This is a genomic window from Synechocystis sp. PCC 6803 substr. PCC-P, from assembly GCF_000284455.1.
Lineage (GTDB): Bacteria > Cyanobacteriota > Cyanobacteriia > Cyanobacteriales > Microcystaceae > Synechocystis.
Genome location: NC_017039.1, coordinates 1,419,939 through 1,443,139, shown reverse-complemented (window position 1 = coordinate 1,443,139; position 23,201 = coordinate 1,419,939). Strand labels below are relative to the sequence as shown.

At 50.9% G+C, this 23,201-nt stretch carries 17 protein-coding genes; 8 read left to right on the top strand and 9 right to left on the bottom strand.

Translation table 11 applies throughout. The annotated features are described in order from the left end of the window. Positions 1–65: 65 nt before the first annotated feature. Complete coding sequence (locus SYNPCCP_RS06780; protein ID WP_010872514.1) at positions 66–3,110, top strand: response regulator; 3,045 nt, start codon at positions 66–68, stop codon at positions 3,108–3,110. Between the two features lie 60 nt (positions 3,111–3,170). After that, the gene (locus SYNPCCP_RS06775) at positions 3,171–4,625 is read left to right on the top strand and encodes a PucC family protein (protein ID WP_010872513.1); all 1,455 of its coding nucleotides are present in this window, start codon (positions 3,171–3,173) and stop codon (positions 4,623–4,625) included. 60 nt (positions 4,626–4,685) lie between these two features. Here the strand turns inward: SYNPCCP_RS06775 and phaB are convergent, their stop codons facing one another. The 5 genes from phaB to SYNPCCP_RS06750 form a co-directional block, all read right to left on the bottom strand. Beyond that, complete coding sequence (gene phaB, locus SYNPCCP_RS06770; RefSeq protein WP_010872512.1) at positions 4,686–5,408, bottom strand: acetoacetyl-CoA reductase PhaB; 723 nt, start codon at positions 5,406–5,408, stop codon at positions 4,686–4,688. A gap of 101 nt (positions 5,409–5,509) precedes the next feature. Continuing rightward, positions 5,510–6,700, bottom strand: a complete 1,191-nt coding sequence (gene phaA, locus SYNPCCP_RS06765) for an acetyl-CoA acetyltransferase PhaA (protein ID WP_041425968.1) — start codon at positions 6,698–6,700, stop codon at positions 5,510–5,512. A gap of 248 nt (positions 6,701–6,948) precedes the next feature. Then, positions 6,949–7,413, bottom strand: coding sequence for a glutathione peroxidase (locus SYNPCCP_RS06760; protein WP_010872510.1), 465 nt, complete (start codon positions 7,411–7,413; stop codon positions 6,949–6,951). Positions 7,414–7,453: 40 nt separating this feature from the next. Continuing rightward, a complete protein-coding gene (locus SYNPCCP_RS06755; protein WP_010872509.1) occupies positions 7,454–8,467 on the bottom strand; it encodes an adenylate/guanylate cyclase domain-containing protein in 1,014 nt (337 codons plus the stop codon). Positions 8,468–8,488: 21 nt separating this feature from the next. Next, the gene (locus SYNPCCP_RS06750) at positions 8,489–9,211 is read right to left on the bottom strand and encodes a DUF3120 domain-containing protein (protein ID WP_010872508.1); all 723 of its coding nucleotides are present in this window, start codon (positions 9,209–9,211) and stop codon (positions 8,489–8,491) included. A gap of 260 nt (positions 9,212–9,471) precedes the next feature. On the opposite strand from SYNPCCP_RS06750, the gene serA reads away from it, so the two are divergent. After that, the gene (serA, locus tag SYNPCCP_RS06745; protein WP_010872507.1) at positions 9,472–11,136 is read left to right on the top strand and encodes a phosphoglycerate dehydrogenase; all 1,665 of its coding nucleotides are present in this window, start codon (positions 9,472–9,474) and stop codon (positions 11,134–11,136) included. 77 nt (positions 11,137–11,213) lie between these two features. Beyond that, positions 11,214–12,116 (top strand): 50S ribosomal protein L11 methyltransferase, encoded by a 903-nt coding sequence (prmA, locus tag SYNPCCP_RS06740; protein WP_010872506.1) that lies wholly within the window; start codon positions 11,214–11,216, stop codon positions 12,114–12,116. A gap of 94 nt (positions 12,117–12,210) precedes the next feature. Here the strand turns inward: prmA and SYNPCCP_RS06735 are convergent, their stop codons facing one another. The 3 genes from SYNPCCP_RS06735 to SYNPCCP_RS06725 form a co-directional block, all read right to left on the bottom strand. Further along, positions 12,211–12,414, bottom strand: a complete 204-nt coding sequence (locus SYNPCCP_RS06735; RefSeq protein WP_010872505.1) for a phycobilisome linker polypeptide — start codon at positions 12,412–12,414, stop codon at positions 12,211–12,213. Positions 12,415–12,626: 212 nt separating this feature from the next. Beyond that, on the bottom strand, positions 12,627–13,112 hold the full coding sequence (gene apcB, locus SYNPCCP_RS06730) for an allophycocyanin subunit beta (RefSeq protein ID WP_010872504.1): 486 nt from the start codon (positions 13,110–13,112) through the stop codon (positions 12,627–12,629). Between the two features lie 95 nt (positions 13,113–13,207). Further along, complete coding sequence (locus SYNPCCP_RS06725) at positions 13,208–13,693, bottom strand: allophycocyanin alpha chain (RefSeq protein WP_010872503.1); 486 nt, start codon at positions 13,691–13,693, stop codon at positions 13,208–13,210. Positions 13,694–14,039: 346 nt separating this feature from the next. Here SYNPCCP_RS06725 and SYNPCCP_RS06720 point away from each other — a divergent pair, with 346 nt between their 5' ends. The 4 genes from SYNPCCP_RS06720 to SYNPCCP_RS06705 all read left to right on the top strand — a co-directional run bounded on the left by SYNPCCP_RS06720 (position 14,040) and on the right by SYNPCCP_RS06705 (position 21,687). After that, positions 14,040–14,783: a hypothetical protein gene (locus SYNPCCP_RS06720; protein ID WP_010872502.1), complete on the top strand. Its 744-nt coding sequence runs from the start codon at positions 14,040–14,042 to the stop codon at positions 14,781–14,783. 398 nt (positions 14,784–15,181) lie between these two features. Further along, positions 15,182–15,916, top strand: coding sequence for an FkbM family methyltransferase (locus tag SYNPCCP_RS06715; RefSeq protein ID WP_010872501.1), 735 nt, complete (start codon positions 15,182–15,184; stop codon positions 15,914–15,916). 544 nt (positions 15,917–16,460) lie between these two features. Further along, positions 16,461–20,774: a calcium-binding protein gene (locus tag SYNPCCP_RS06710; RefSeq protein ID WP_014407174.1), complete on the top strand. Its 4,314-nt coding sequence runs from the start codon at positions 16,461–16,463 to the stop codon at positions 20,772–20,774. Further along, a complete protein-coding gene (locus SYNPCCP_RS06705; RefSeq protein ID WP_148275190.1) occupies positions 20,728–21,687 on the top strand; it encodes a bluetail domain-containing putative surface protein in 960 nt (319 codons plus the stop codon). Before SYNPCCP_RS06710 ends, SYNPCCP_RS06705 begins: the two co-directional genes overlap by 47 nt. A gap of 283 nt (positions 21,688–21,970) precedes the next feature. On the opposite strand, the gene SYNPCCP_RS06700 is transcribed toward SYNPCCP_RS06705, so the two are convergent. Continuing rightward, entirely contained in the window at positions 21,971–23,173 is a 1,203-nt protein-coding gene (locus tag SYNPCCP_RS06700) for an RNA-guided endonuclease TnpB family protein (RefSeq protein WP_010872499.1), read from the bottom strand. Between the last annotated feature and the right edge of the window lie 28 nt (positions 23,174–23,201).

Here is a 23,201-nt window from a genome sequence, read left to right as displayed (position 1 = left end):
TTCCTCAGTTGGCTCCTCATCAACACAGTCAAAACATCATCAAAACACCAACGGGCCAATTTGTAATGTCCCCATCCCAGCCCCACCCACCCATTGCTACTTTTGAGCCGGAGAGTTTTCTCATTCTGGTGGTGGATGACGTAAAAGAGAATATTTATGTGATTTCGGAACTGTTGGAAGGGGAAGGTTACAGCACTACTTTTGTGACCTCCGGGCCGGAAGCTTTGCAACGGGTGACCCAGGCCCAACCGGATCTCATTCTGCTGGATTTGATGATGCCCGGCATGGATGGGCTGGAGGTGTGCGATCGCCTTAAACAAGATCCCCAAACCAGGGATATTCCGGTAATTTTTCTCACTGCTAGCAACGAAAAACAAGATTTGCTGCAAGCCTTTGCCAAGGGGGCAGTGGACTATGTCACCAAACCCTTTAGCCCGCCGGAACTGTTGGCTAGGGTAAAAACCCACCTGGAACTGAAACAAACCAGGGATAATCTACACCACACTCTCCTGGAACAGGCCAGGACCGCCGAAGCCCTGGCCTGTACTTCCACCCGCCTGGGTATCCTGGTGCAAAATATGCAAGCAGGGGTGTTGATGACCGACGCCCAGGGCACCATTGTGGTGGTCAATCCCGAATTTGCCCGGCTGTTTAATCTGGGTTTTCCCGCCGACCTTCTGCTGGGCAAAAATTTAACGGCGATCGCCCCCCGCATTAATGGCTTGATATCCCATGGCCAGGGGGTAACCCACAACTTTTTGGCGATCGAGTCCCCGGAACCCCTGCTAAAAGTGGAACTTGCCCTAGAGGATGGGCGCTTTTTTGAGCGAGATTATGTGCCGATCATGTTGGGGGATAGCTCCCAGGGTCATTTTTGGCTTTACCGGGACATCAGCCAACGTAAACAGGTGGAAATGATTCAGGGACAGTCCCTGGAAATGGAACGGCGCATGCGGCAACAATTGGCCGAACAAAATCAGGAATTGGTGGCGGCCACCACGGCGGCGGAGGCAGCTAATCGGTCTAAAAGTGAATTTTTGGCCACCATGAGCCACGAAATTCGCACCCCCATGAATGCCATCATCGGCATGACCGGATTATTACTAGACACGGACCTAACCACTCAACAAAAATATTTCGCCCAAACCATCCGCAACAGCGGGGAAACCCTGCTCACCTTAATTAACGATATTTTAGATTTTTCCAAGATTGAGGCCGGCAAATTAGACCTGGAAGTGTATCCCTTTGATTTGGGGCAATGCCTGGAGGAAGCCTTGGACGTGGTGGTGCCGAGCGCCCGGCAAAAATCCCTCACTCTGATCCGACGTTTTCTCACCCCCATTCCCCCCAACCTCCAGGGGGATGTGACTCGCCTCAGGCAAATTTTGGTTAATCTCCTCAGCAATGCGGTCAAATTCACCGAGGCAGGACAGGTCAAGGTGACGGTGGAAGTGGTGGACCACGACGCAGCTAAGGGGGAATATCAAATCTGTTTTGCGGTGCAGGATACGGGCATTGGCATTGCTCCTAACCAACAACAGGCTTTGTTCCAGGCCTTTAGCCAGGGCAATTCTTCCATTACCCGTCGCTTTGGCGGCACTGGGTTAGGCTTGGCCATTTGTGTGCGGTTGACTGCTTTGATGGGGGGCACCATCTGGGCTGAAAGTAATGGCTGTGTGGTGGGAAATCCCCCTGAACTTTGGCAGATAGGGCAACCGACGATCGAGGGTTCGACTTTCTATTTCACAGTCAATTTAACGGTGCTGCCCAGTTGTGCCTATTCTGTCCATAATTTGCGCCACTCCCTCTTCATTGGGCGATCAGTGTTAGTGGCAGATTACGATGAGGGCCGGGGCACCAGAATGCGAAATCTTTTGGCCAGTTGGCGTCTCCAAGCGGAGCAAATTACCTTTTCCTCCCCCGCTAAACTAGGGGAAGATCTCAAAAGCAGATTAACTCAAAAAAACTATGGTGCCCTCATCCTCCATTGCCCCTATCCAGAGGGCCGGGGAAAGCAGTTCACCGATTTTGACTTAGGGAAAATTACAACCTGGGCCCCTACGGAACAGGACATTCCAGTGTTAGTAGCCACGGATATTTATCTATCCCCAGGGGAGCGCTACAGCGGCGACAAACCACCGGTGCAAGCCTGGATCAAGAGTCCCATTAACCCCGATGAGCTTGAAAATACCTTGGTGGACGTGTTGGGGCAAACTGAGCCCCCGACCCTGGTGTCTACGGAGGCAATTAGCGGGCCTTTGTTTCCCTATTCCTCCTCTAATTTAACTATTTTGTTGGCGGAGGATAACCTAATCAATCAGCAGGTAGCTAAGCTTTTACTGAAAAAGTTGGGGTACCCAGTGGATGTGGTCAATAACGGTCAAGAAGCTTTATCGGCTTTGGCAAAAGGTGATTATGACGTGGTGTTGATGGATGTGGAAATGCCAGAAATGGACGGTTTAACCGCCACGGAGCATATTCGACGGTCCCAGGGCCGGAGTGAAAGGCCTTGGATCATTGCGGTGACAGCCTATTCCATGGAAGGCGATCGGGAAAGGTGTTTGGCCAGCGGCATGAATGATTATGTCAGTAAGCCCATTCGCCTAGAAGCCTTACAACAGGCCCTACAAGTGGCCGCCACTGCGCTCCAGTCCACCAGCCAAGATCGGATGGCTACTGTTTCCTGTGTTAGTGCTTTTGAGGCTAAACCATCCCCTTCTAGTCCCTGCCCAGAAGATCCGGCTGGCACAACTTTACCCCCCATTGACCAAGACATAATCTGTTCTCTACGGGACTTGGATCGAGAGAATGGTCAGTTAATTCTTCGGGAGATTATCGATATCTATTGCCAAACGGCGCCGGAACTATTGCAACGGATCAAACTGGCGATCGCCAATCAAGATTGGGGAAATTTGAGTTCGGCCGCCCATACATTGGGTTCTAGCAGTGCTAATTTAGGGGCGGTACTCCTGGCACAACAGGCTAAAACTTTGGAAAATCTGACCCGCCAACGGGACTCCCGGGCCATGGACCCAGGGCATTTCCCGACCTTAGCGGCCAGCTACGAAAGGGTGCAGGGAGAACTGAAAACTATGCTTGATCGCCTCTAGAAAAGTCTTGCTAGGCCTTAGTTGGTTAGAATACGGGATGTTTTCTGTGACAAGGTAGTAATGACCGTTAGCGAATCGATGGCCGGATCCCCGTTGCCCAAATTGCCCCTGGTGACTATGTTCCGTCTGGGGTTATTCCAGATGGGGCTGGGCATTATGTCCCTACTTACCCTGGGGGTACTCAACCGGGTGCTGATTGACGAGCTAGCAGTGTTACCCTGGGTGGCCGCTACGGCGATCGCCATGTATCAATTTGTTAGTCCCTTTAAGGTGTGGTGCGGTCAACTGTCCGACAGTCAGCGGCTGTGGGGTTACCATCGCACTGGCTATGTGTGGCTGGGAGCCCTGGGTTTTACCATATTGTCCTTTATCGCCCTCCAGGTGGTGTGGCAATTGGGGCTAAGTTTGCAAAATAACGGCTGGGGAGCCCTAACCATTTTTTGGAGCATTGTGCTGGGGGCAGTTTTCGCCGCCTACGGGGTCACTCTGAGTTTAAGCTCCACTCCCTTTGCCGCCCTGTTGGTGGACGTATCCGATGAAGATAATCGCTCCAAACTGGTGGGCATTGTCTGGTCCATGTTGATGGTGGGTATCGTGGTGGGGGCCATTGTCAGTTCCCGGCTGTTAAACACCCCTGAAATTTGTGGCCCGGCCCTGTTGAATGCCGATGCCCTGCTAGTGAAAAAAACCGTCGATATTGCCCAACTGCAACGGGGAATTAATCCCGTCTTCATCATCATGCCGGCGATCGTGGTATTCCTGGCCTGGCTCGCCACGGTGGGGGTGGAAAAGAAATATTCCCGCTTTGGCGATCGTTCCGGGGGGCGAGAGGATGAAATTACTTTGGGGCAAGCGCTGAAGGTGTTGACCGCCAGCCGACAAACGGCCATCTTCTTCGGCTTTTTGTTGCTACTAACCCTGAGCCTATTTATGCAGGATGCAGTACTGGAACCCTACGGTGGGGAAGTCTTTAATCTTTGCATTTCCGAAACCACCCAGTTAAACGCCTTTTTTGGCATGGGAACCCTGCTGGGCATTGGCTCCACTGGCTTTTTTGTCGTCCCCCGTTTAGGCAAACAACGCACCACTTCCCTGGGCTGTGCCCTGGCCGCCCTGTGTTTTTCCCTGTTAATTCTGGCGGGATTTCAGCAAAATGTGACCCTGTTAAAATCCGGTTTACTTTTCTTCGGCTTAGCATCGGGCATGATCACCGCTGGAGCCACCAGTTTAATGTTGGACCTCACCGCTGTGGAAACCGCTGGCACTTTTATTGGAGCTTGGGGTTTGGCCCAATCCATTTCCAGAGGCTTAGCCACGGTGGCTGGGGGAACGGTGTTGAACATCGGCAAAGCTTTATTTGCCAATGCGGTATTGGCCTACGGTTTGGTGTTTGCCCTCCAGGCCCTGGGGTTAATTCTCTCCATTTTCCTGCTCAACAAAGTCAATGTGCGGGAATTTCAGGACAATGCCAAAACGGCGATCGCCACGGTGATGGCGGGGGATTTAGACGGCTAAAAAAAATCTCCCCAGAATTAGGGAGGAGAAAATTAGGATTCTTGCACAGTACCGCAAAAGTTAGGTGTGGTGGGCCCCATTTACCCGTAATACTTCGCCGGTGACATAGCTACTGGCTACGGGGGAAAGTAAAAAGGCCACCGCCCAGGCAATTTCCTCCGGTTTACCAAAACGGCGGAAGGGGATTTCCTTGGTAATTTTTTCCCGAATATCTTCCCGGATCGCCAAAGTCATTTCGGTGTCAATGAAACCAGGGGCTACTGCATTGGCCCGCACTCCATACCGGGCCCCTTCCCGAGCCAGGGATTTCATCATGCCAATTACCCCAGCTTTAGTGGCGGAATAGTTAGTTTGACCGACGTTACCCCGCTCCCCGGAGATGGAACTAATGGCCACAATGGAGCCGGCTTTCCGTTCATACATGCCTTCGATGAAAGGCTTAATGCTGTAGGCTACCCCTTTCAAGTTAACGTTCAACACTGCATCCCAATCGGCGGGGGTTAATTTTGGGAAAAAGTTGTCTTTGGTGATACCGGCATTGGCCACCACACCGTAAACGGGGCCCAGCTTATCGGTGATTTCCGCTGCCGCCGCCGTCATGGATTCCAAATCGGTGACGTTGGCCACCACCCCCAGGGCTTCAGTATTACCCCCGTCCGTAGCTAAATCGGTAAAAGCTACTTTGGCCCCCATTTCCTGGAGTAATTTCACGATCGCCGCGCCGATGCCCCGATTGCCGCCGGTGACCACGATTACTTTATCTTCCAAACCAAGACTTAACATGGTGACTCCTGGGTAAATAGGTTAAATGTTGAAAATGTTGAAATCGAAATGTTGAGAAATTTGTGAACTAAAGGGACTAATTGTGGAGATCTTGCCACTGTTCACACCCGCTCTAAGGCGATCGCCGTACCGCCCCCCGTGCCATGGCAAAGGGCTGCTAACCCCAGAGTTTTATCCCGTTGTTGCAAGGCATAGAGTAGGGTAACCATGATCCTGGCCCCCGACGCTCCAATGGGATGCCCCAGGGCGATCGCCCCACCGTTCACATTCAACTTGTCCCGATCCACCCCCAACCGCCGCTCAAATAAAAGATTGCTGACGGAGAAGGCTTCATTATTTTCAAACAAGTCAAAATCTGCCAGGGTTTTATCTAGCTTTGCTAACAGTTTCTGGCTAGCGGTAATAGGCAACTCAGGAAAACGACTGGGAGTACCCGCCGCCCAACTGCCTCCCAAAATTTTTGCCAAGGGTTTGAGTTGATATTTTTCCACCGCTTCCCCACTGGCCAGGAGCAAAGCTGCCGCCCCATCGGTAATCTGACTACAGTTGCCCGCTGTTAACACTCCGTCCTTGGCAAAGGCCGAGCGCAATTTGCCTAGACTTTCCACGGTGGTGTCACTGCGAATACCTTCATCACTGGCTAACACCTGGGTTCCTTTCCGACTGGTGATTTCAATCGGGGCAATTTCTGAGTCAAAATAACCAGATTCCGTGGCGTGGGCCGCCCTTTGTTGCGATAAGCAGGCCACTTCGTCCAATTCTATCCGGCTGAAACCATGCTCTGCGGCCAATTTTTCCGTCTGTTCCCCCATGCCCTCCCCATTGGTGCTGTCCGTCAAACCATCATGGAGCAGGAGATCGGTTAAATTTTCCGGTGCTCCCATGAGGAACTTGTAGCCCCAGCGGGCCCGGTGGGAAAGGTAAAAACCAGTTTGGGACATGGATTCCGTCCCTCCAGCTAAAATTAAATCCCCCTCCCCAGCCCGGATGGTTAAAGCTGCATTAATCACACTCATCATGGCGGAAGAGCAGACCATATCCACTGCATAACCGTCCACCGTATCGGGAATCTCCGCCTTCAAGGCCGCTTGCCGGGGAATCAATTGCCCATGGCCAGCCCTTAACACGTTGCCCATAATGTACAGGTCAAGCTGGTCTCCCCCCACCCCGGCCTGGGCTAGGACGCTTTTCATCACATGGGCTCCCAAATCCGCCGCCGAAAAATTGGTCAGGGAGCCACCAAAACGTCCCAGGGGAGTTCGTTTAGCGGCAACAATAAAAACATCACGCATAATTGTTTTCCAATGCCATGGGCTGGGATGGGCGGCCATTAACTCCGCCTCCAGCTCAATTATGGGGATTAATTTGGCAAGCGGGGCATTGGAAATTTCAAGCTTTGACAACAAATAAACAAATCCCCCCCGGCGATCGCCTATGAGGATCGGATTTTTACCAATAAAATACCCCGTGCCCAGGGCCGGGGTGAAGATTGCAACAAGCTCAATAGCAGACAATGTTTGTGCTATTTACGCTCAATAACTTAGCCCAAGGCTTTTTCGATCGCCGCTTTGAGATTAGTGTCATCGGGTTTAGTTTGGGGGTCAAAGCGAGCCACCACCTGTCCATCCCGACCAATTAAAAATTTGCCAAAGTTCCAGCTAATATCTTCCCCATCCCCCACAAGGAATTGGTAGAGGGGACTGCGGTTGGGACCATTGACGTCCTGCTTTTCCAACAAGGTGAAATCAACGTCGTACTTGGTTTTGGTGAAATCTTTGATTTCCTCTGGGGAGCCTGGTTCCTGGGCCCCAAATTGGTTGCAGGGCACACCGATAATTACTAAGCCCTTTTCTCCATAGGCCTTGTCCAAAGCCACTAGGCCGCTGTATTGGGGGGTTAAGCCGCACTTACTGGCAACGTTAACAAAAAGGACAACTTTATCGGCAATGACCTCCGGGGCCAGGGGCGTTCCATCCAGGGTGGTCAGGGAAGTGGGTAATGGCATAGGTGTTAAGAAATGTTACAACGGTTTCCATTATGGACGATTAGGGCCCTTCCGAGGCGGGGGTAGTATCTTCCAAGGAGGTGTGATCCAACAGGGTTCCCAAGGTAGCAAAGGGCAGTCCGTAAATGGTGATCGGGTTAGTGTAGCCTTTCAACTCAATGGTGTGCTGCTGAACAGTTGCGGACCATTGGGGCAAGTCCTGTAAGTAACTGAAGGTTTTTTCGCTCATGGCTAAGTCGAAATGGGCCTGTTTAGTGGCCGATTCCAGCCGAAAAGCCGCATTGACCGTGTCCCCGATCGCCGTGTAGTCAGGATGGTCCCCACTGCCGGTATTGCCCACCATGGCGTAACCAGTGTTTATCCCTGTACCAATGCGGAGGGGAAAGGGTAGCTCATATTTCTGATTCAACTTGGCAGTCATAGCTTGGAGTCGGTTGACAGCATGGAGAATTTGAATAATTTCCGCGGGAGTAGCTTCGTTGTAACCGTGGAACCAGATGGCCATCACCGCATCACCGATGTACTTATCCACCCAACTGCCCGCTTCCCGCAGAATATGCCCAGCCTGGCGAAACCAATTGCCAATCAGCATAGATAGCAACTCCTCTTCCACCTGTTGGGCCATGCCGGTGAAGTTACGCATATCCGCCACCAACACCGTAATTAACCGCCGTTCATGGAGCACATTGGTCTGGGTATCCCATTCCGCCGGATTTCGCAGTAGCCCCGACGGGGTGCCGTTTTGATCGGAGTAGAATTGCGCTTCCGTTTTGCCAAAGGTAATTTTGTCTTGGTCTTGAATGGCGATCGGCACACTCACCCGTCGACCATTAACAAAGGTGCCATTGCGACTACCCAAATCAATTAGCAAAAAGGTATCCTCTTCCGTCGCCTGTAGAATGGCATGGTTGCGGGAAATACAATTGTCTCGGATGACCAAATCATTGTCCTGACTCCGGCCCACAGTCCAATAGCTCCGCCCCTGGAGAGGAAAGGTTACATCTCCATAAGAAAAATGTACTACTAGGTAAATGGGTAGGGCAGGCTTATCCACAGAATAATGACAAGAGTTGACTTAGGCCATCATAGCCCCAAGCCAGAAAAGGGCATCTACGACAATCGTACTCAACACTGCCCCCCCAAAGGCTTGCCAACCGGGGGAAGGCCGTTGCAATGCCCAACCCCCCAGCCCCAACAATAGGGCCAGTAGTAGCCAAGCCCAGGCAGCACCCCAGGGAGTGTGGATTTTAGCCAGGGCCGCCTGAAACACAAACCGGGCAAATTCCGGGTCCACCACCATCACCTGCCGCCAATGGTCCATCAATCCGGTGAGGTAAAAGTAAAGGTCCGTGACCGCTGTCCCCATCAGGGAGCCTAGATAGAATAAATGGCCGATCACTCCCCAGCCCCGTTTCAATCCCCAGAGGGCAAAGGGTAAACCGATCGCCTCGATGGGTAAATGCCAGAGGGGCTCCCAACGAAACCAGCCCCAATAAATCGCTCCCGCCAACCAACTCCAGCTAAAGCCCAACAACAAATCCCCCCACATGGCCTGTTCCGGTCGCTTCATTAACCAAACGGCGATCGCCACCCAGGGCAAAGTTAAAGCGAGCGAAATCCAGGGAAACTGTCGTACCAGGGGAGCTTGGATAAACACCGGCACCGACACAAGGAAGCCAGCTGCTAATTGCATGCCAGTGGTCGCGGGGTTAATGGATAAGCCAGAACGCCAACGGTGTAAGCGGCGCAAAAAATTCAGCCCTGGCTGGGCTAAGGCGGTGGTTAAAAGGGGAATCACTACGGGGGCTGAGTAAAGTTGGCTAAAGGGGGTTTAAAAAAAAAGATTTTGCTCTGGGGGAACAGTAACCAGGGCAATTTTAAGTTTTGTTACTTTAAATTAATCTTGCTTATTATATCCAAAAACTTCTAGGCTTTCTAGGGAAAACTCCCTATGGTTTGGCCCCCCCAGTCCCAGGGAATCAGAAATATTGCTAACGGTTATCCCCCAAGCCGCTAGAATGGGCTACGGAGATCGGCCCAGGATACTAACTCCATCTAGTGAATCTAGCCTGGCTCCAGGGACTGTCTCTTGGCCTTTTGTCCCCGCCGGCCCCAGCGCTATTAATTTTTCGATCATTCACCATGGCTAAAGTTTTAGTTTCTGACTCCATTGACCAAGTCGGCATTGATATTCTCAAACAAGTGGCCCAAGTTGACGTCAAAACTGGGCTATCGGAAGCAGAAATTATAGACATTGTTCCTGAGTACGATGCCATTATGTTGCGCTCTGCCACCAAGGTGACGGAGAAAATTATCCAAGCGGGTAGCCAGTTAAAAATCATTGGTCGGGCTGGGGTTGGGGTGGATAACATTGATGTGCCGGCGGCCACCCGTCAGGGCATTGTGGTGGTCAATTCCCCCGAGGGTAACACCATTGCGGCGGCGGAACATGCTCTAGCGATGATGATGGCCCTGGCCCGCCACATCCCCGATGCCAACAAATCCGTTAAGGAAAGTAAGTGGGAACGGAAACAATTTATTGGTACGGAAGTTTATAAGAAAACTTTAGGTGTAGTGGGGCTGGGGAAAATTGGTTCCCACGTGGCCGGTGTGGCCAAAGCCATGGGGATGAAATTGTTAGCTTACGATCCGTTTATTTCCCAGGAACGGGCCGACCAAATTGGTTGCACTTTGGTGGACTTAGATCTGCTCTTCAGTGAAGCCGACTTTATCACTCTACACATTCCCAAAACACCGGAAACCGCCAACCTAATCAATGCTGAAACCCTGGCTAAAATGAAGCCCACTGCCCGGATTATCAACTGTTCCCGGGGAGGCATTATTGATGAAGAAGCTTTGGTAACAGCCATTGAAACGGCCCAGATTGGTGGGGCTGCCCTGGATGTGTTTGCCCAGGAACCCCTAGGGGAATCTCGGCTGCGGGAATTTAGCAATGTGATTTTAACCCCCCATTTGGGTGCTTCCACTGAAGAAGCCCAGGTAAATGTGGCGGTGGATGTGGCGGAACAAATTCGGGATGTGTTGCTTGGTTTGCCGGCCCGTTCAGCGGTGAATATTCCCGGTTTAACCCCCGATGTAATGGAAAAATTGCGTCCCTACCTGAAGCTGGCGGAAACCCTCGGTACTTTAGTGGGTCAATTGGCCGGCGGCCGCATCGATCGCCTAACGGTTTGCTTACAGGGAGATTTGGCGGAATATACCAATAGTCAACCCCTGGTGGTGGCGGCCATTAAAGGTTTGCTCTCCCAAGCTCTGCGGGAACGGGTTAATTACGTCAATGCGGCGATCGAAGCCAAGGAACGGGGCATCCGGGTCATTGAAACTAAAGATGCTTCCGTGCGGGACTATTCTGGCTCTTTGCACCTCAAAGCCACCGGCACCATGGGAGAACATTCCGCCACCGGGGCCCTGTTGAGTAATGGTGAAATTCGCATTACCGACGTGGATGAGTTTCCCATTAACGTTCCCCCCAACAACTATATGTTGTTCACCTTGCACCGGGATATGCCGGGTATCATTGGTAAAATTGGTTCCCTGCTGGGTAGCTTTAACGTCAACATCGCCAGCATGCAGGTGGGGCGCAAAATTGTCCGGGGCGATGCAATTATGGCCCTGAGCTTGGATGATCCTCTGCCCGATGGTCTGCTGTCGGAAATCACCAAGGTGGCCGGTATCCGGGATGCCTACACCGTTAAGCTCTAATTAGCTCACCAAGGGTCCAAGTCAATGGGGGGAGGAATTAATCTTCCCTACCGTTGGCGCACATAAGGGAGAAATCGATGGCTGCGGCTAATAGTTGGTGGGAAATTAGAATACTTTGCCATCCTTCCCTGGAAGAAACTGCTTTTTGGCGGCTGGAAAAGTTCGGTTGTTTAGGCACCTCCACCGAAAAAAAGGCCCACTCCCTGCTTGTCCGTGGCTATTTACCCCAGGAAAAGGCTGAAATTCTCGACTTGGCCGCCCTAGCCCTCTGGTGTGAGCAGGACGCATTACTGTTCCAGGTGCCCAAGCCCCGCTTCCATTGGCAATTAATTGACGAAGAAGATTGGTCCATTAGCTGGAAAGAGCATTGGCAACCCACCCCCGTTGGCGATCGGTTTATCATCTATCCGGCCTGGATTGATCCTCCGGAAAATTCGGATCGGCTGATTCTCCGCCTAGATCCTGGTGTGGCCTTTGGCACCGGCACCCATGCCACCACCCAGCTTTGTTTAGAATCCTTGGAAATGCGGGTGGAGCCAGACAAACATCAAGTTCTGGCGGATCTAGGTTGTGGTTCCGGTATTTTAGGCATTGGAGCGGTTTTATTAGGGGCAGCCAAGGTTTATGGAGTGGATAATGATCCCCTAACGGTGGAATCAGCCCGTCATAATCGTCATCTGAACCAAATTCACCCCGATAATTTGGTCATCAATGAGGGCAGTGTGCCGGAATTGGAACAGTTAATTGCTGAGCCGGTGGACGGCATTATTTGCAATATTTTGGCGGAGGTAATTGTGGATTTACTGCCCCAATTCACCCCTCTAGTCAAACCCCATGGCTGGGCTATTCTCAGCGGTATTATGGTGGAACAAAGTCAGGCGATCGCCGATGCGCTGGAGCAAAACGGTTGGACGGTGGTCGCTATATGGAAACGGCAGGAATGGTGTTGCTTTCAGGCCAGAAGGGAAGAGGGAGATTAACCAAACAAAAAAAGAGGCCATTGCTGACCTCGAAAAAATTGATTCATAAAATTGCCATTCAACATTGCTAAATTAGCAACAACTAGTCTCAAGCTTAGGCTAGACCAGCATTGGTGCCGGGACGGCCAGTGGCTAATTCGACTTTCACAATTTTGCCGCCCATTTTCATGATGCGCTGTTGCTCACGAAACCAATTGTCATAGGGCACCAACTTCGTAAAATAGGTATTTTGTAATTCCCGTTGTGTCCGAATCCGGGTTTGGCTAGGAACACAAGCCGTAATTCTAAACATCCGCATGGGGTGTGGCTCTCCTAAAACGTTTTCTCTTAAAAAGTTGGCATATGCGACAGAACGGGAGTCAGAAGTCAATACCGGTCAGCTAAAACCCCGGCTATCCCGGTGGTGGCTTTAACGGCCCCAGCACTCACTTTCGACTTCCCGTTCCAACAGAGGGGCTACTGGCTAAGTTGCAAATCAACCAAGGCAGCATCACCCACGGGAATCCAGGACTAGCTCAAGCCAGAGCAGATGTAGTCGAGGTAAACGCCCATTTCTTTGCCGGCATCAGCACCAACCAAGCTAGCGGTAACTTCTTTGATGGCTTGGATAGCTTGAACGGTGGAAGAGATGGGTACACCGAGGGAGTTGTAGGTTTCTTTCAAACCGTTGAGTACGCGCTCATCGAGAATGGAAGCATCACCGGCCAACATGGCATAGGTGGCATAGCGGAGGTAGTAGTCCAAGTCACGGATACAAGCCGCATAGCGACGGGTGGTGTACATGTTGCCGCCGGGACGGGTGACGTCGGAGTACAACAGGGATTTGGCCACAGCTTCTTTAACGATGGTGGCGGCGTTGGCGCTGATTACACTGGCAGCCCGCACCCGCAGTTCACCGCTGGCGAAGTAGCTTTTCAGTTTGTCCATGGCAGCACCGTCGAGGTACTTACCTTGAACGTCAGCAGAGTTGATTACAGCCGTAATTGCGTCTTGCATAGTTTTGGTTTCCTTAAATCTTACTCAATGGGGAAAATTTGCTAAAAGGGTTGAATAATTAAGCTCAACACTTTAATAAGCTTGGGTACACAGACCTAGCTCATTTTTCCGATAACGAAGTCAAAGTAGGCAGAGGCTTCGGCGGCATCATCGGAGGACATCAAACCGGAAGCAACTTCTTTCATTTCCCGGACACTTTGAGCAACGGCTTCGATGGGGGTGCCGAGGGAACGATACATTTCCCGTACGCCCACTAGACCGATTTCTTCGATGGGGGTAACGTCACCGGAAACCACACCGTAGGTGACGAGACGGAGGTAGTAGTCCATGTCGCGCAAGCAGGTGGCGGTCATTTCTTCACCGTAGGCATTGCCGCCGGGGGAAACGATGTCAGGACGTTTTTGGAAAAGGCGATCGCCAGCTTGTTTAACGATGGTTTCCCGAGAACCAGTTAGGGTTTCAGCAATGCGAAGACGGGCGGCACCGCCGGTAACAAAAGCTTTAATACGATCCAGTTCGCCGGGGCTCAGGTAGCGGGCTTCTGCATCAGCATTCACGATTGATTTCGTGACGATACTCATGGATGGATTCCTCCGTAAAGATTTAAAACGTTAAAAAAAGGCTTTAAGCTGATTTTATCAACCGAGGCGCAGTCACGAACTGGACAATGCCGTTAACCAGCGGACTCCAGCGAGCAACCTGCCCAAACCATTCTCAGGCATTGCGTTCCTGATTACACTGCCCCCGTAACAGTTTGTAATATTTCTTGACGATCGCCAGCAGAATTTACTTTAATCCCTTGGCATTTTTGGGGGAGGCTGTAAGATTAGAGGGGAAAGTAATGGTTAAATCCAGATTTCCCCGAATTTAGACTTCCACTCCTCCGCCTCCCTTCGTATTTTCGGCTGTGTTGCAGCGATTCCAATAATGAAGAAGCGATCTCTGTTCTCCCTTTTAACTGTCTCCCTGCTGATGTTCAGCGGTGGATGTGGATTTCTCCCCGGCGGTGGCAGTGGTGAAGAAACCGATGTTTCCGTCGAGAATCAAGAAACAGCTCCCCCGGAAGTGCCCCTGACCGCCGTTCGGCCCCTGCCCCCGGTGGATATCGCCGCCCTGGGGTTAATTCCCCCCGTATTGCCGGATCAACGTTTGAGGGAAATCCAGGCTGGTCGGCCAAATCCTTTCGCCTTGATCCCAGTTGAAGCAAAGGTTACAAGCCCGGGATCTACCGCTGATGGGAGCAAAGCAACAGATGGGGCGTCGAATGGAGGAGAAAATAGCGGCAACGTTGCCAGCAGTGATGGACAAACAGGAGTCAATGGCATCACAGGTGAGCCTGGGCAACAAAATGGCAGCTCAATCTTTCCAAATTCGGAGCCGCCCAGACTTTATCCCGATGATGCTAGGGCTGTGGTGGTTTCCGGTGTTATCGAAATCGGCAGTCGTCCCTATGCCATTGTCCAAGCCCCTGGGGAACCCGTAGCCCGTAACGTAACCGTTGGCGATCGCCTGTCCGGTGGCAATGTTAGGGTGCAATCCATCAACGTCATGGGGGAAAATTCAAACATTGTGCTGGAACAGTATGGCGAGTCCGTAACCCGTGATGTCGGCGCTCCAGCTTTACCCCCCCTTACACCGCCAGTATTGCCGATTCCCCCATCTGACTCCTAAGAAAGTATTTGAAAAATGCAAGGCTAGATATTTATCCCCTTGAATCTCCTCACTAGAGCTCCGGCTTAAAAAAGGGGACTTTTGTGACAGTTCCCCCCCTCCCAAGGGAGGCTAGGAGGGATTAAACAGCCAAAACTCAACTTTCCAAACAGGCTCTAAAAACTGAGTTGGTGGTCAGCAAAGCTAAACATAAAAGCCGGGGCAATTTGTAGACACATAATTTTTACTAGTCCATTTCCCTGCGCTGTTGAGATCGGTTTTTATCAACCTTCTCGGAACAATCACGCCACGTTCTAGGTGATCTGGGAGTAGCACTTTGCCTGCTCCATAGTGGAAAGATTGGTTTTAATTGTCATGGGGCCCTGGGCCAGCTTGCTCCCTTCGCCTACAGTTGAATAATGTCTTCCCCCAGCCTTTCCCCCCATTACCAAAAAATGCTCGACGATCTAGATGGCCAGGTTCTCCAGCTAGACCGTCAGGTGTTCCGACGCTTGGCCCGATTGGGCTACCAACCCCAGGTGATTTTCGATGTGGGCGCTTCCAACAGTGGTTGGTCTTACTATATAAAGCAGGTGGTAACGGAGGCAGACTTCTATTTGTTCGAGCCCTTGGTGGACCATGTGCCGGATTATCAAGGTCTGATGGAGGAAACGTTACGGGTTTATCCTTCCTTCCATCTATACAAATACGCCCTCGGCGATCGGGATGGCACCATAACGGTTAATGTTTTTGACGACCCCGCCAGTAGCACCACTTTACCCATGACGGAAGGTGGTCCCTCCATCAATGCTGTTCAAGTTCCCCTGCTCACGTTGGATTCGGCCCTGGTCAAGCTTGGCTTGCCCCAACCCCAGGTGATTAAAATCGACACCCAGGGCAATGAATTGTCCATCCTCCGGGGAGCAGCCCAAACATTAGCCAAAGTTGATGTTTTATTTCTGGAGTGCTGGCTCTATCGGGGTTACGGTCCCAAAACCCCCCTGTTAACGGAGATTGCCCATTGGTTGTTGCCATTCAACTTTCGCCTTTGGGACGTTTCTGAGCCCTACCGTGGTCCCCAGGGGGAGTTGACCACTCTGGATTGCATTTTCATTAACACCGCCGCCGGCCTAGTTCCAAACTGGTACTACTAGCTTTTCCCTTTCCTCTAGAAAGTGTCTGAAAAGTGCAAAGCTAGGTGTTCATCCCCCTAAATCAACCCACTAAAGCTCTGGCGGAGGGCTTTTGTGACAGTTCCCCCCTTCCCAAGGGGGGCTAGGGGGGATTAAACAGTCAAAACTCAACTTTACCTAGCCGGAGCCTTAATTACGAAAGTAAGGGAGCTTAACAAAGGTGAATTCTTGCCCCGCTTAATATAGTCATTCTGGATTTTTGAGCGATGCTGGGGAAAATATCTCTGCATTTTCTTATTCGTAGGCTATAATTTGCCTGGAGTAGCGATTCTAGACGATCCCCATGGGCTTGCCTCGTTGGGTGGACTAGAACAAGTCCTACTGTTCGCCAAGTAGACAATGTCGAAAAAGTGCGAGGATTCATCGTGTTAACAGCGGTATGCTTCTAGTCTTGACAGCAAGGCGATTCTTGCTATGATTACCCTAAGCAACTCCGAGACACACATAGATGAACCCTGTTTTGTATATTTTTTACCGTAAAAACTGAGGAGTTTTAAGAAGTCCTATGGCACTAAGTCCTAACGTAATTGCGGCTCTACAGATCATGTACACCGGCCGTGGTGTATCCGCCAGTGATCTGAATTGGTGGGCCACAGATGGGGCAAACATCACCTATGCAGAAGCAGTTGCCCTGTTTGCCAGCAGCCCCGATGCAGCTATTAAGTATCCCTTTTTCCAAGCGCCCCAAACCGCTGACAAACGCCAGTATGTAGCCCAGGTTTTTGCCAATCTCTACAACATTGACATTAACGATACCTCCCTGGTCCCCACGGAGGAATTGGACTACTGGATTAACTGGTTGTCCCTGTCCCCCGACAACTATCTAGATTTCCCCAACGCGCTGAACAATGCTTCCGCCGCTGCTGGTCTGACCGATCGCCTCGAGGCGCTGACCAACAAAGCTGATGTTTCCCTGTCCTACACCGAAGCTCTGTCCACTGCAGGGGTTAATACATTTACAGAAGCCCAGTATGCCGAGGCTGCGGGCATCATTGCTACGGTTGATGATACCAATGCGAGTGTGCTTGCGGCAGAAGCCCAGATTGTGGAAATTGCGGCTTCCCTGAGCGTCTTCACCATTGCCCAGGCCCAAGCCACCCCCAACCTACCCCCCGCTTACACCATTAGCGATACTGCTGATAACTTGATCGCTGGTGCTGACGACCCCGTTGTGACTGGGGCAAATAATGTCATTGCGAATCAGTCCCCCGCTGCCCCCCTGAGCGTGGAAGATGCAAATATACTGCTAGCCACCGCTGACGAACTGGCCGCCGGTGTGACCTGGGATATCCTTGACACCGCCGCTGATGTGTTGGCTGGTGGTGCCGCCGTATCTGGTGCCGCTAGCGTTGGTATCACCGACATCGTAGATGTTGCCACTGCGTCCCAACTCCTCGCCCTCGGTAATTTTGATGGTGTGTATGCCATCGCAGACACCTCCGCGAATATTGTTGCTGACCCAGGAGTTTCCGGTGGCGCCACTGCCATCACTTTGTCCGATCCTGACGTTCCCGTAAGCGTTGCTTCTGCGACGTTTTTACAAGGTCTGGGTATTCCCGTTGGTCCTTCCTACATTGTGGAAGATACTTCTGCCAATATCTTGGCGGCCCTCTCCACCCCGGCCATTGTTAATGCCGCTGAGGTAATCGTAAACAACACCGATGTACCTTTAAGCGTTGCCCAGGCGGAGGACCTCTTGAGTCTGCCTAACCTTAATGCAGGGTTCACCTACATCATTGCGGATACCCTAGACAATCTCAGCGCTGCGCCCTCTACTCTTCTTGACGGTGCGGTTAGCTACTCCCTCACCAACACCAACCCCGATCTTGGTGTTATCACCGAAGCCGAGGCTGTTATCGTCAATGGTGCCACCAATGCGTCTGATTTCAACTTCCTTGTGGCTGACGTTATCCTGACGCCTCAAGCTGACATTCGTTCTGGCAACTCCTTCCTGTCGGTGGCTGTGGTTGAAGGTGGCTCCATCTTTAATACCCTCAACAGTAATGATCGCCTGACTGGTACCGGCGAAGATCCAACTTTGAGCTTGACCTGGCAAGAAGCCACCTTTGGTAACATCAATACCATTTTCCCGGTGCTGGATGGAATCGAAACCCTCGTAGCCACCCTAATCGAAAACGACCTGACTTTGGTGTCGAATGATTTCGACGTGGTTGGTCAAGGTTTCATCACTGGTCTGAAAAACGTTGCAGCGAGCGGTACCAAAGGTGGTGACCTAGAGCTCATCAACCTCCAAACTGCTTTGGAAACCGTCTCCGTTACCAACTACTTCTTCGGTGATGATGTTAGCTTCAGCATTGCTGACCCCGAATTAGCCGGGGACAATGATCTCTTGCTACTCACAGTAGACCAAGTCACCGAGGACGGTCCTGATGTCACCAGTATCAAGATCAGCGACTTCTCCGGCAACGGTGGCTACGAAACCCTTGGCCTCACCTCCGGGGTTACCACCTCGTCCAAAGGTAATACCAACACGGTAGACATTGAAGGCATTGTGGCAGTTGAGAGCATTGGCATCACTGGCATTGAAAACCTCACCTTGTCCACTTCCCTGATTGGCTCTGTTGTTAAGGTTGATGCCACTGGTTCTGCCCTCATTCCTGAATTTGAAGGCCGGGAAGTCTTTACCGGTGATTTGAAAGCTTTCTTTGATGACCGCCCCGGTGGTGACATTACTTTCCTCAGTGGTTCCGGTAACGACGAAATTTCCATCGCTCGGGATGCCTTTACCCTCAGCGAAGATCTGAAAGACGTAATCTCCAAAGGTCATATCCTGGATGGTGGTGCTGGCAATGACGAGTTAACCATTACCGGTGATGCTTTCAGTGATACAGATGCTGGTCACACTGTCATTGGTGGCGAAGGTAACGACAGCATTCTTCTCACTGGTGTTGCTGAAGGTCCCATTGCTGGTCATGTGGTCAACAGCTTCGACTTAATCAACGAGGTTGGTGGCGCAGGTGATGACGACATTAATATCAGTGGCGACGCCATTGGTGACTCTGCTGGCCATGTGGTCTTCGGTGGTGCAGGTGAAGATGACATCTTCATCGGATTCGACAAAACCTTAGCAGTTTCGGGCAATGGTGCGGCTCTAGGTGTCGATCTCGCTGGTCATGTTGTATTTGCTGGTGACGACGACGACACTGTCCGGATTACCGGTGATTCTTTTACCAGTGATAGCGCCAATGGCTCTGGTCATAGTGTTGAAGGTGGTACCGGTGATGACTTGATCGAAATCAGCGGTGACGCTCTAACCGCCGACCCAGACAGTGAGACTATAGCCAATCCGTTCTTTGACGATTCTGAGCCTTCTGACCTTGATCTCTTTATTGCGGCAGATCAGCCAATTCCGACTACGGAAGAACAGTATCAAGTTCTTTTGGCCCAGTTAGGTTTACCTGCTGATTACAACCCCAGGAATTTCATTAGGGGGGTTGCTGCCATCTCTGGTGCCCACACCGTTCGTGGCGGTGAAGGCAACGACGTAATTCTGTTCGGTCCCATTGCGGGGGAACCCGGTAACGGTGATGGTCAGCATCTGGCCTTTGGCGATGAGGGTGACGATTTCATTGAAATGACTGGTATTGGCAGTGTCGAATTCAATGGCGGTGCCGGTGATGATACCCTCGTCGGCGGTGACGGGGATCCGATCCTTGGCTTCGGCAATGACATCCTCAATGGGGATGAAGGAAATGACTTCCTCTTTGGTGGCAAAGGCAATGACAACCTCCAGGGTGGTGAAGGTGATGACATTATGTCCGGTGGTGAAGGAGACGATTTCTTCTTTGTTGATGCTGGCTTTGATGTCATCGAAGACCTCGGCGATGCTAACTCTGAAACTGGCGACCAATTCCAGGTGTCTGAAGATGCAGAAGCAGAAATTCGGGTCGTTCAAGACTGGGAAGCTACTGGCTTGACCTTCAACCTGGGTATTGCTACCCTCACCATCGAAAATCCTGGCGGTGGTTCTGTTGACCTATCTGCTTCCAACGTCCCTCCTAACACCAATGGCTACACCGTCATTGGCAACATCGGTGACGACGAGATCATCGGTAGCCGTGACGATGACAGCATCTTTGGTGGCCGTGGCGAGGATTCCATTGCCGGTTTAGGTGGTGATGACATCATTGAAGGTAACGACGATGATGATTTCATTTCCGGTGATAGTCTGTTATTACCCTTATTACCACTAGAAGAAATATTACCATTTGGCAACGATGACATCGACGCCGGTAGTGGTAACGATGTAATTGCCGGTGATCTTTTAGTGGTTACTGGCGATGATATTGACCTGAACTTATTTAATGGTGGTAAAGATACCATTGAAGCCGGTTTGGGGAGTGATATTACCGTTGGTGACTGGAGTATTGGCGCATTCGGAGACATCGACCTTAATGCATCCCTCGAAAGAACCGCTATCGGTGGCGATGACACCATCACAACCAAGCAGGGTGATAACGGGATTGTCTTTCCTATTGGTCAGGTTGCCATAGATAACTTCTTGGTTGGCGATTTAGCTGCAGCCGTTGACGGGGTTGGTAACGACATATTCTTGACTGAGACTCTGACCGTCATTGGTGGTGATGACACCATGACTGGTGCCGATGGACTAGATGTCATCGTTGGTGATGTCGGACTGTTTGGTTTCGAGTTCAACGACAGTGAAATTAACTTGACCAACTTCAAGTTAGGTCAGGTCAATGGTTCCACCGTTAGTGCGGGCGATGATTCCATTACCGGTGAGGGTGGCAATGACATCCTGGTTGGTGACTTGTTTGTCGGTGTTATTAATAACTAACGGCATCATCATCGATGGTGGTAAAGGATTCCAGCTTGGCAAAGACGGTACTACCAGTTTCATCGGTGGTGACGATTCTATTTCTGGTGGCGACGGCAATGATTTCTTAGCCGGTGACTTTGTCCTGGTAGACCAATTGTCAGCGCCATTTGATCCCTTGGATCCCAACGATTGGACATTTGTCAATCCCTACGCCACTCTCCAAGGCCAGGCGGGTGATAGTAAAGCTCAAGCTGCTCAAGCTGCTATCAATTTGGCTCAACTCCGCCTTGAGTTCCGTGCCGTTGGCGGCGATGACGAGCTCGTGGGTGGTCGTGGCAACGATACTTTCTATGGTGGTCTTGGTGCAGACACTATTGATATCGGTAATGATGTCACTGTCGGCGGTGTTGGCGTTAACGGTGCCAATGAAATCTGGTACATGAATGGTGCCTTTGAAAACGCAGCGGTCAATGGAGCCAACGTCGATAACATTACTGGTTTCAACGTAAACAACGACAAATTTGTCTTCGCGGCTGGAGCCAATAACTTCTTGTCTGGTGATGCTACATCCGGCCTTGCCGTCCAACGTGTCCTTAATTTACAGGCGGGGAATACGGTCTTCAATCTAAACGATCCGATCCTTAATGCCTCTGCTAATAACATCAACGATGTGTTCTTAGCTGTAAATGCAGACAACAGTGTCGGTGCGTCTCTCTCCTTCTCCTTGCTACCCGGCTTGCCTTCTCTGGTTGAGATGCAACAGATCAATGTCTCTTCTGGTGCTCTGGCTGGTCGCGAATTCCTGTTCATCAACAACGGTGTTGCGGCTGTCAGCTCCCAAGACGACTTCCTCGTAGAACTTACAGGTATTAGCGGTACCTTTGGTCTGGACTTGACTCCTAACTTCGAGGTTCGTGAGTTCTACGCCTAAACTCTCTGAACTATATCTAGGGTGGCTATTCCACCTCAGATAAATCGAACTAACTGATTTATGGCCGTCCCTCCGGGGGCGGTTTTTTCTGCTTTTCATTCCCTCTTTCCTTAAGGGGATAAAACAGTCCCCCCCCTTTGCTAAGGGGGGCTAGGGGGGGATTCAACCCAACTTTACAAACAGGAACTAGACGCGATCAATAGGTTAGGATTTAATCTCTAAATCTGCTCACTAAAGTTACGGCATTTTGACATCCTCCAACCCGGCTAAAGCCGGGGGATTCCTACGAAGCAAACAGAGTTAACTGAATAGCTTTTCGGTGGGTTGACGCTTCACCGGATGCCGCTACCGAAGTAGTCTGACGCTTTCCTCCACGTCCGTTTTTAGTCTCCGAATGCCCTCCGGCGACCAGTATGTTTGTTGCGGCATTTATATCTCTGTCGTGGTTTGCCCCACAAAAAAGGCAAGTCCATTCTCTAACAGAGAGTTCTTTTTTGCCGCCAATTTCACCACAACAGGAGCAACGTTGAGAAGTGGGTTCCCAACGGGAAATCGTCCGAAATTCCCTGCCGTACATGACTGCCTTAGCTTCTAGTATCGTCCGAAAACTACGCCAACCAAGGTCAGAAATGGCACGGGAGAGACGACGATTTTTCATCATCCCGGCGGTGTTTAAATCCTCCAAAATCACCGTTTGGTTCTCACGGATCAATCTGGTGGACAGTTTATGCAAAAAGTCAGTGCGGGTATCTTTTACCTTGGCATGGACTTTAGCCACTCTTAAACGAGCTTTTTCCCGTCGCTTACTGCCCTTTTGTTTACGAGCAAGATTGCGCTGGCACTTCCTCAGTCGCTTTAGCTTTGCCTTTAAGGGTTTGGGAGATTTGATTTTCTCTCCAGTACTCAAAGTGGCAAAGTCGATGATGCCAAGATCAATCCCTACGGACTGCCCATTGTCGGCTAATTGTTGTGGGTCAACTTCGACAACAAAGCTTAAAAAGTACCGATTAGCCCTATCCTTAATCACCGTCACTGAACTAGGTATTGACGGTAAGGGGCGACTCCAGACCACATCGAGAAATCCAATTTTCGCTAGGTAAATTCTGTCGTTATCTTTTAAGACAAATCCGGCACTGGTAAAAGTAGCAGACTGTTTGGATCTTCGACTTTTGAATTTAGGAGGATTAACCTTTTTTCCCTTGCGTTTCCCGTTGACTGAATCAAAAAAGTTTTTGTAAGCCGCACTAAGATTTCTGATCGATTGCTGTAATGGAACTGCCGAAACATCAGTAAGCCAAATTTTCTCCTCTGTTTGTTTGCATTCCGTCAACCGTTTAGACAGGGCATTGTAGGAAGGCAATTTTTCCGAATCTTTGCAAAAAGCTAAAGCATCGTTCCACACTACCCGCACACATCCGAACAACTGGGCTAAGCCCTGTCGCTGTTGGTTTGTGGGGTAAAATCGGTACTGATACCTTAGCTTCATGCTGTTATTCTACAAGAAAATTAAAGCC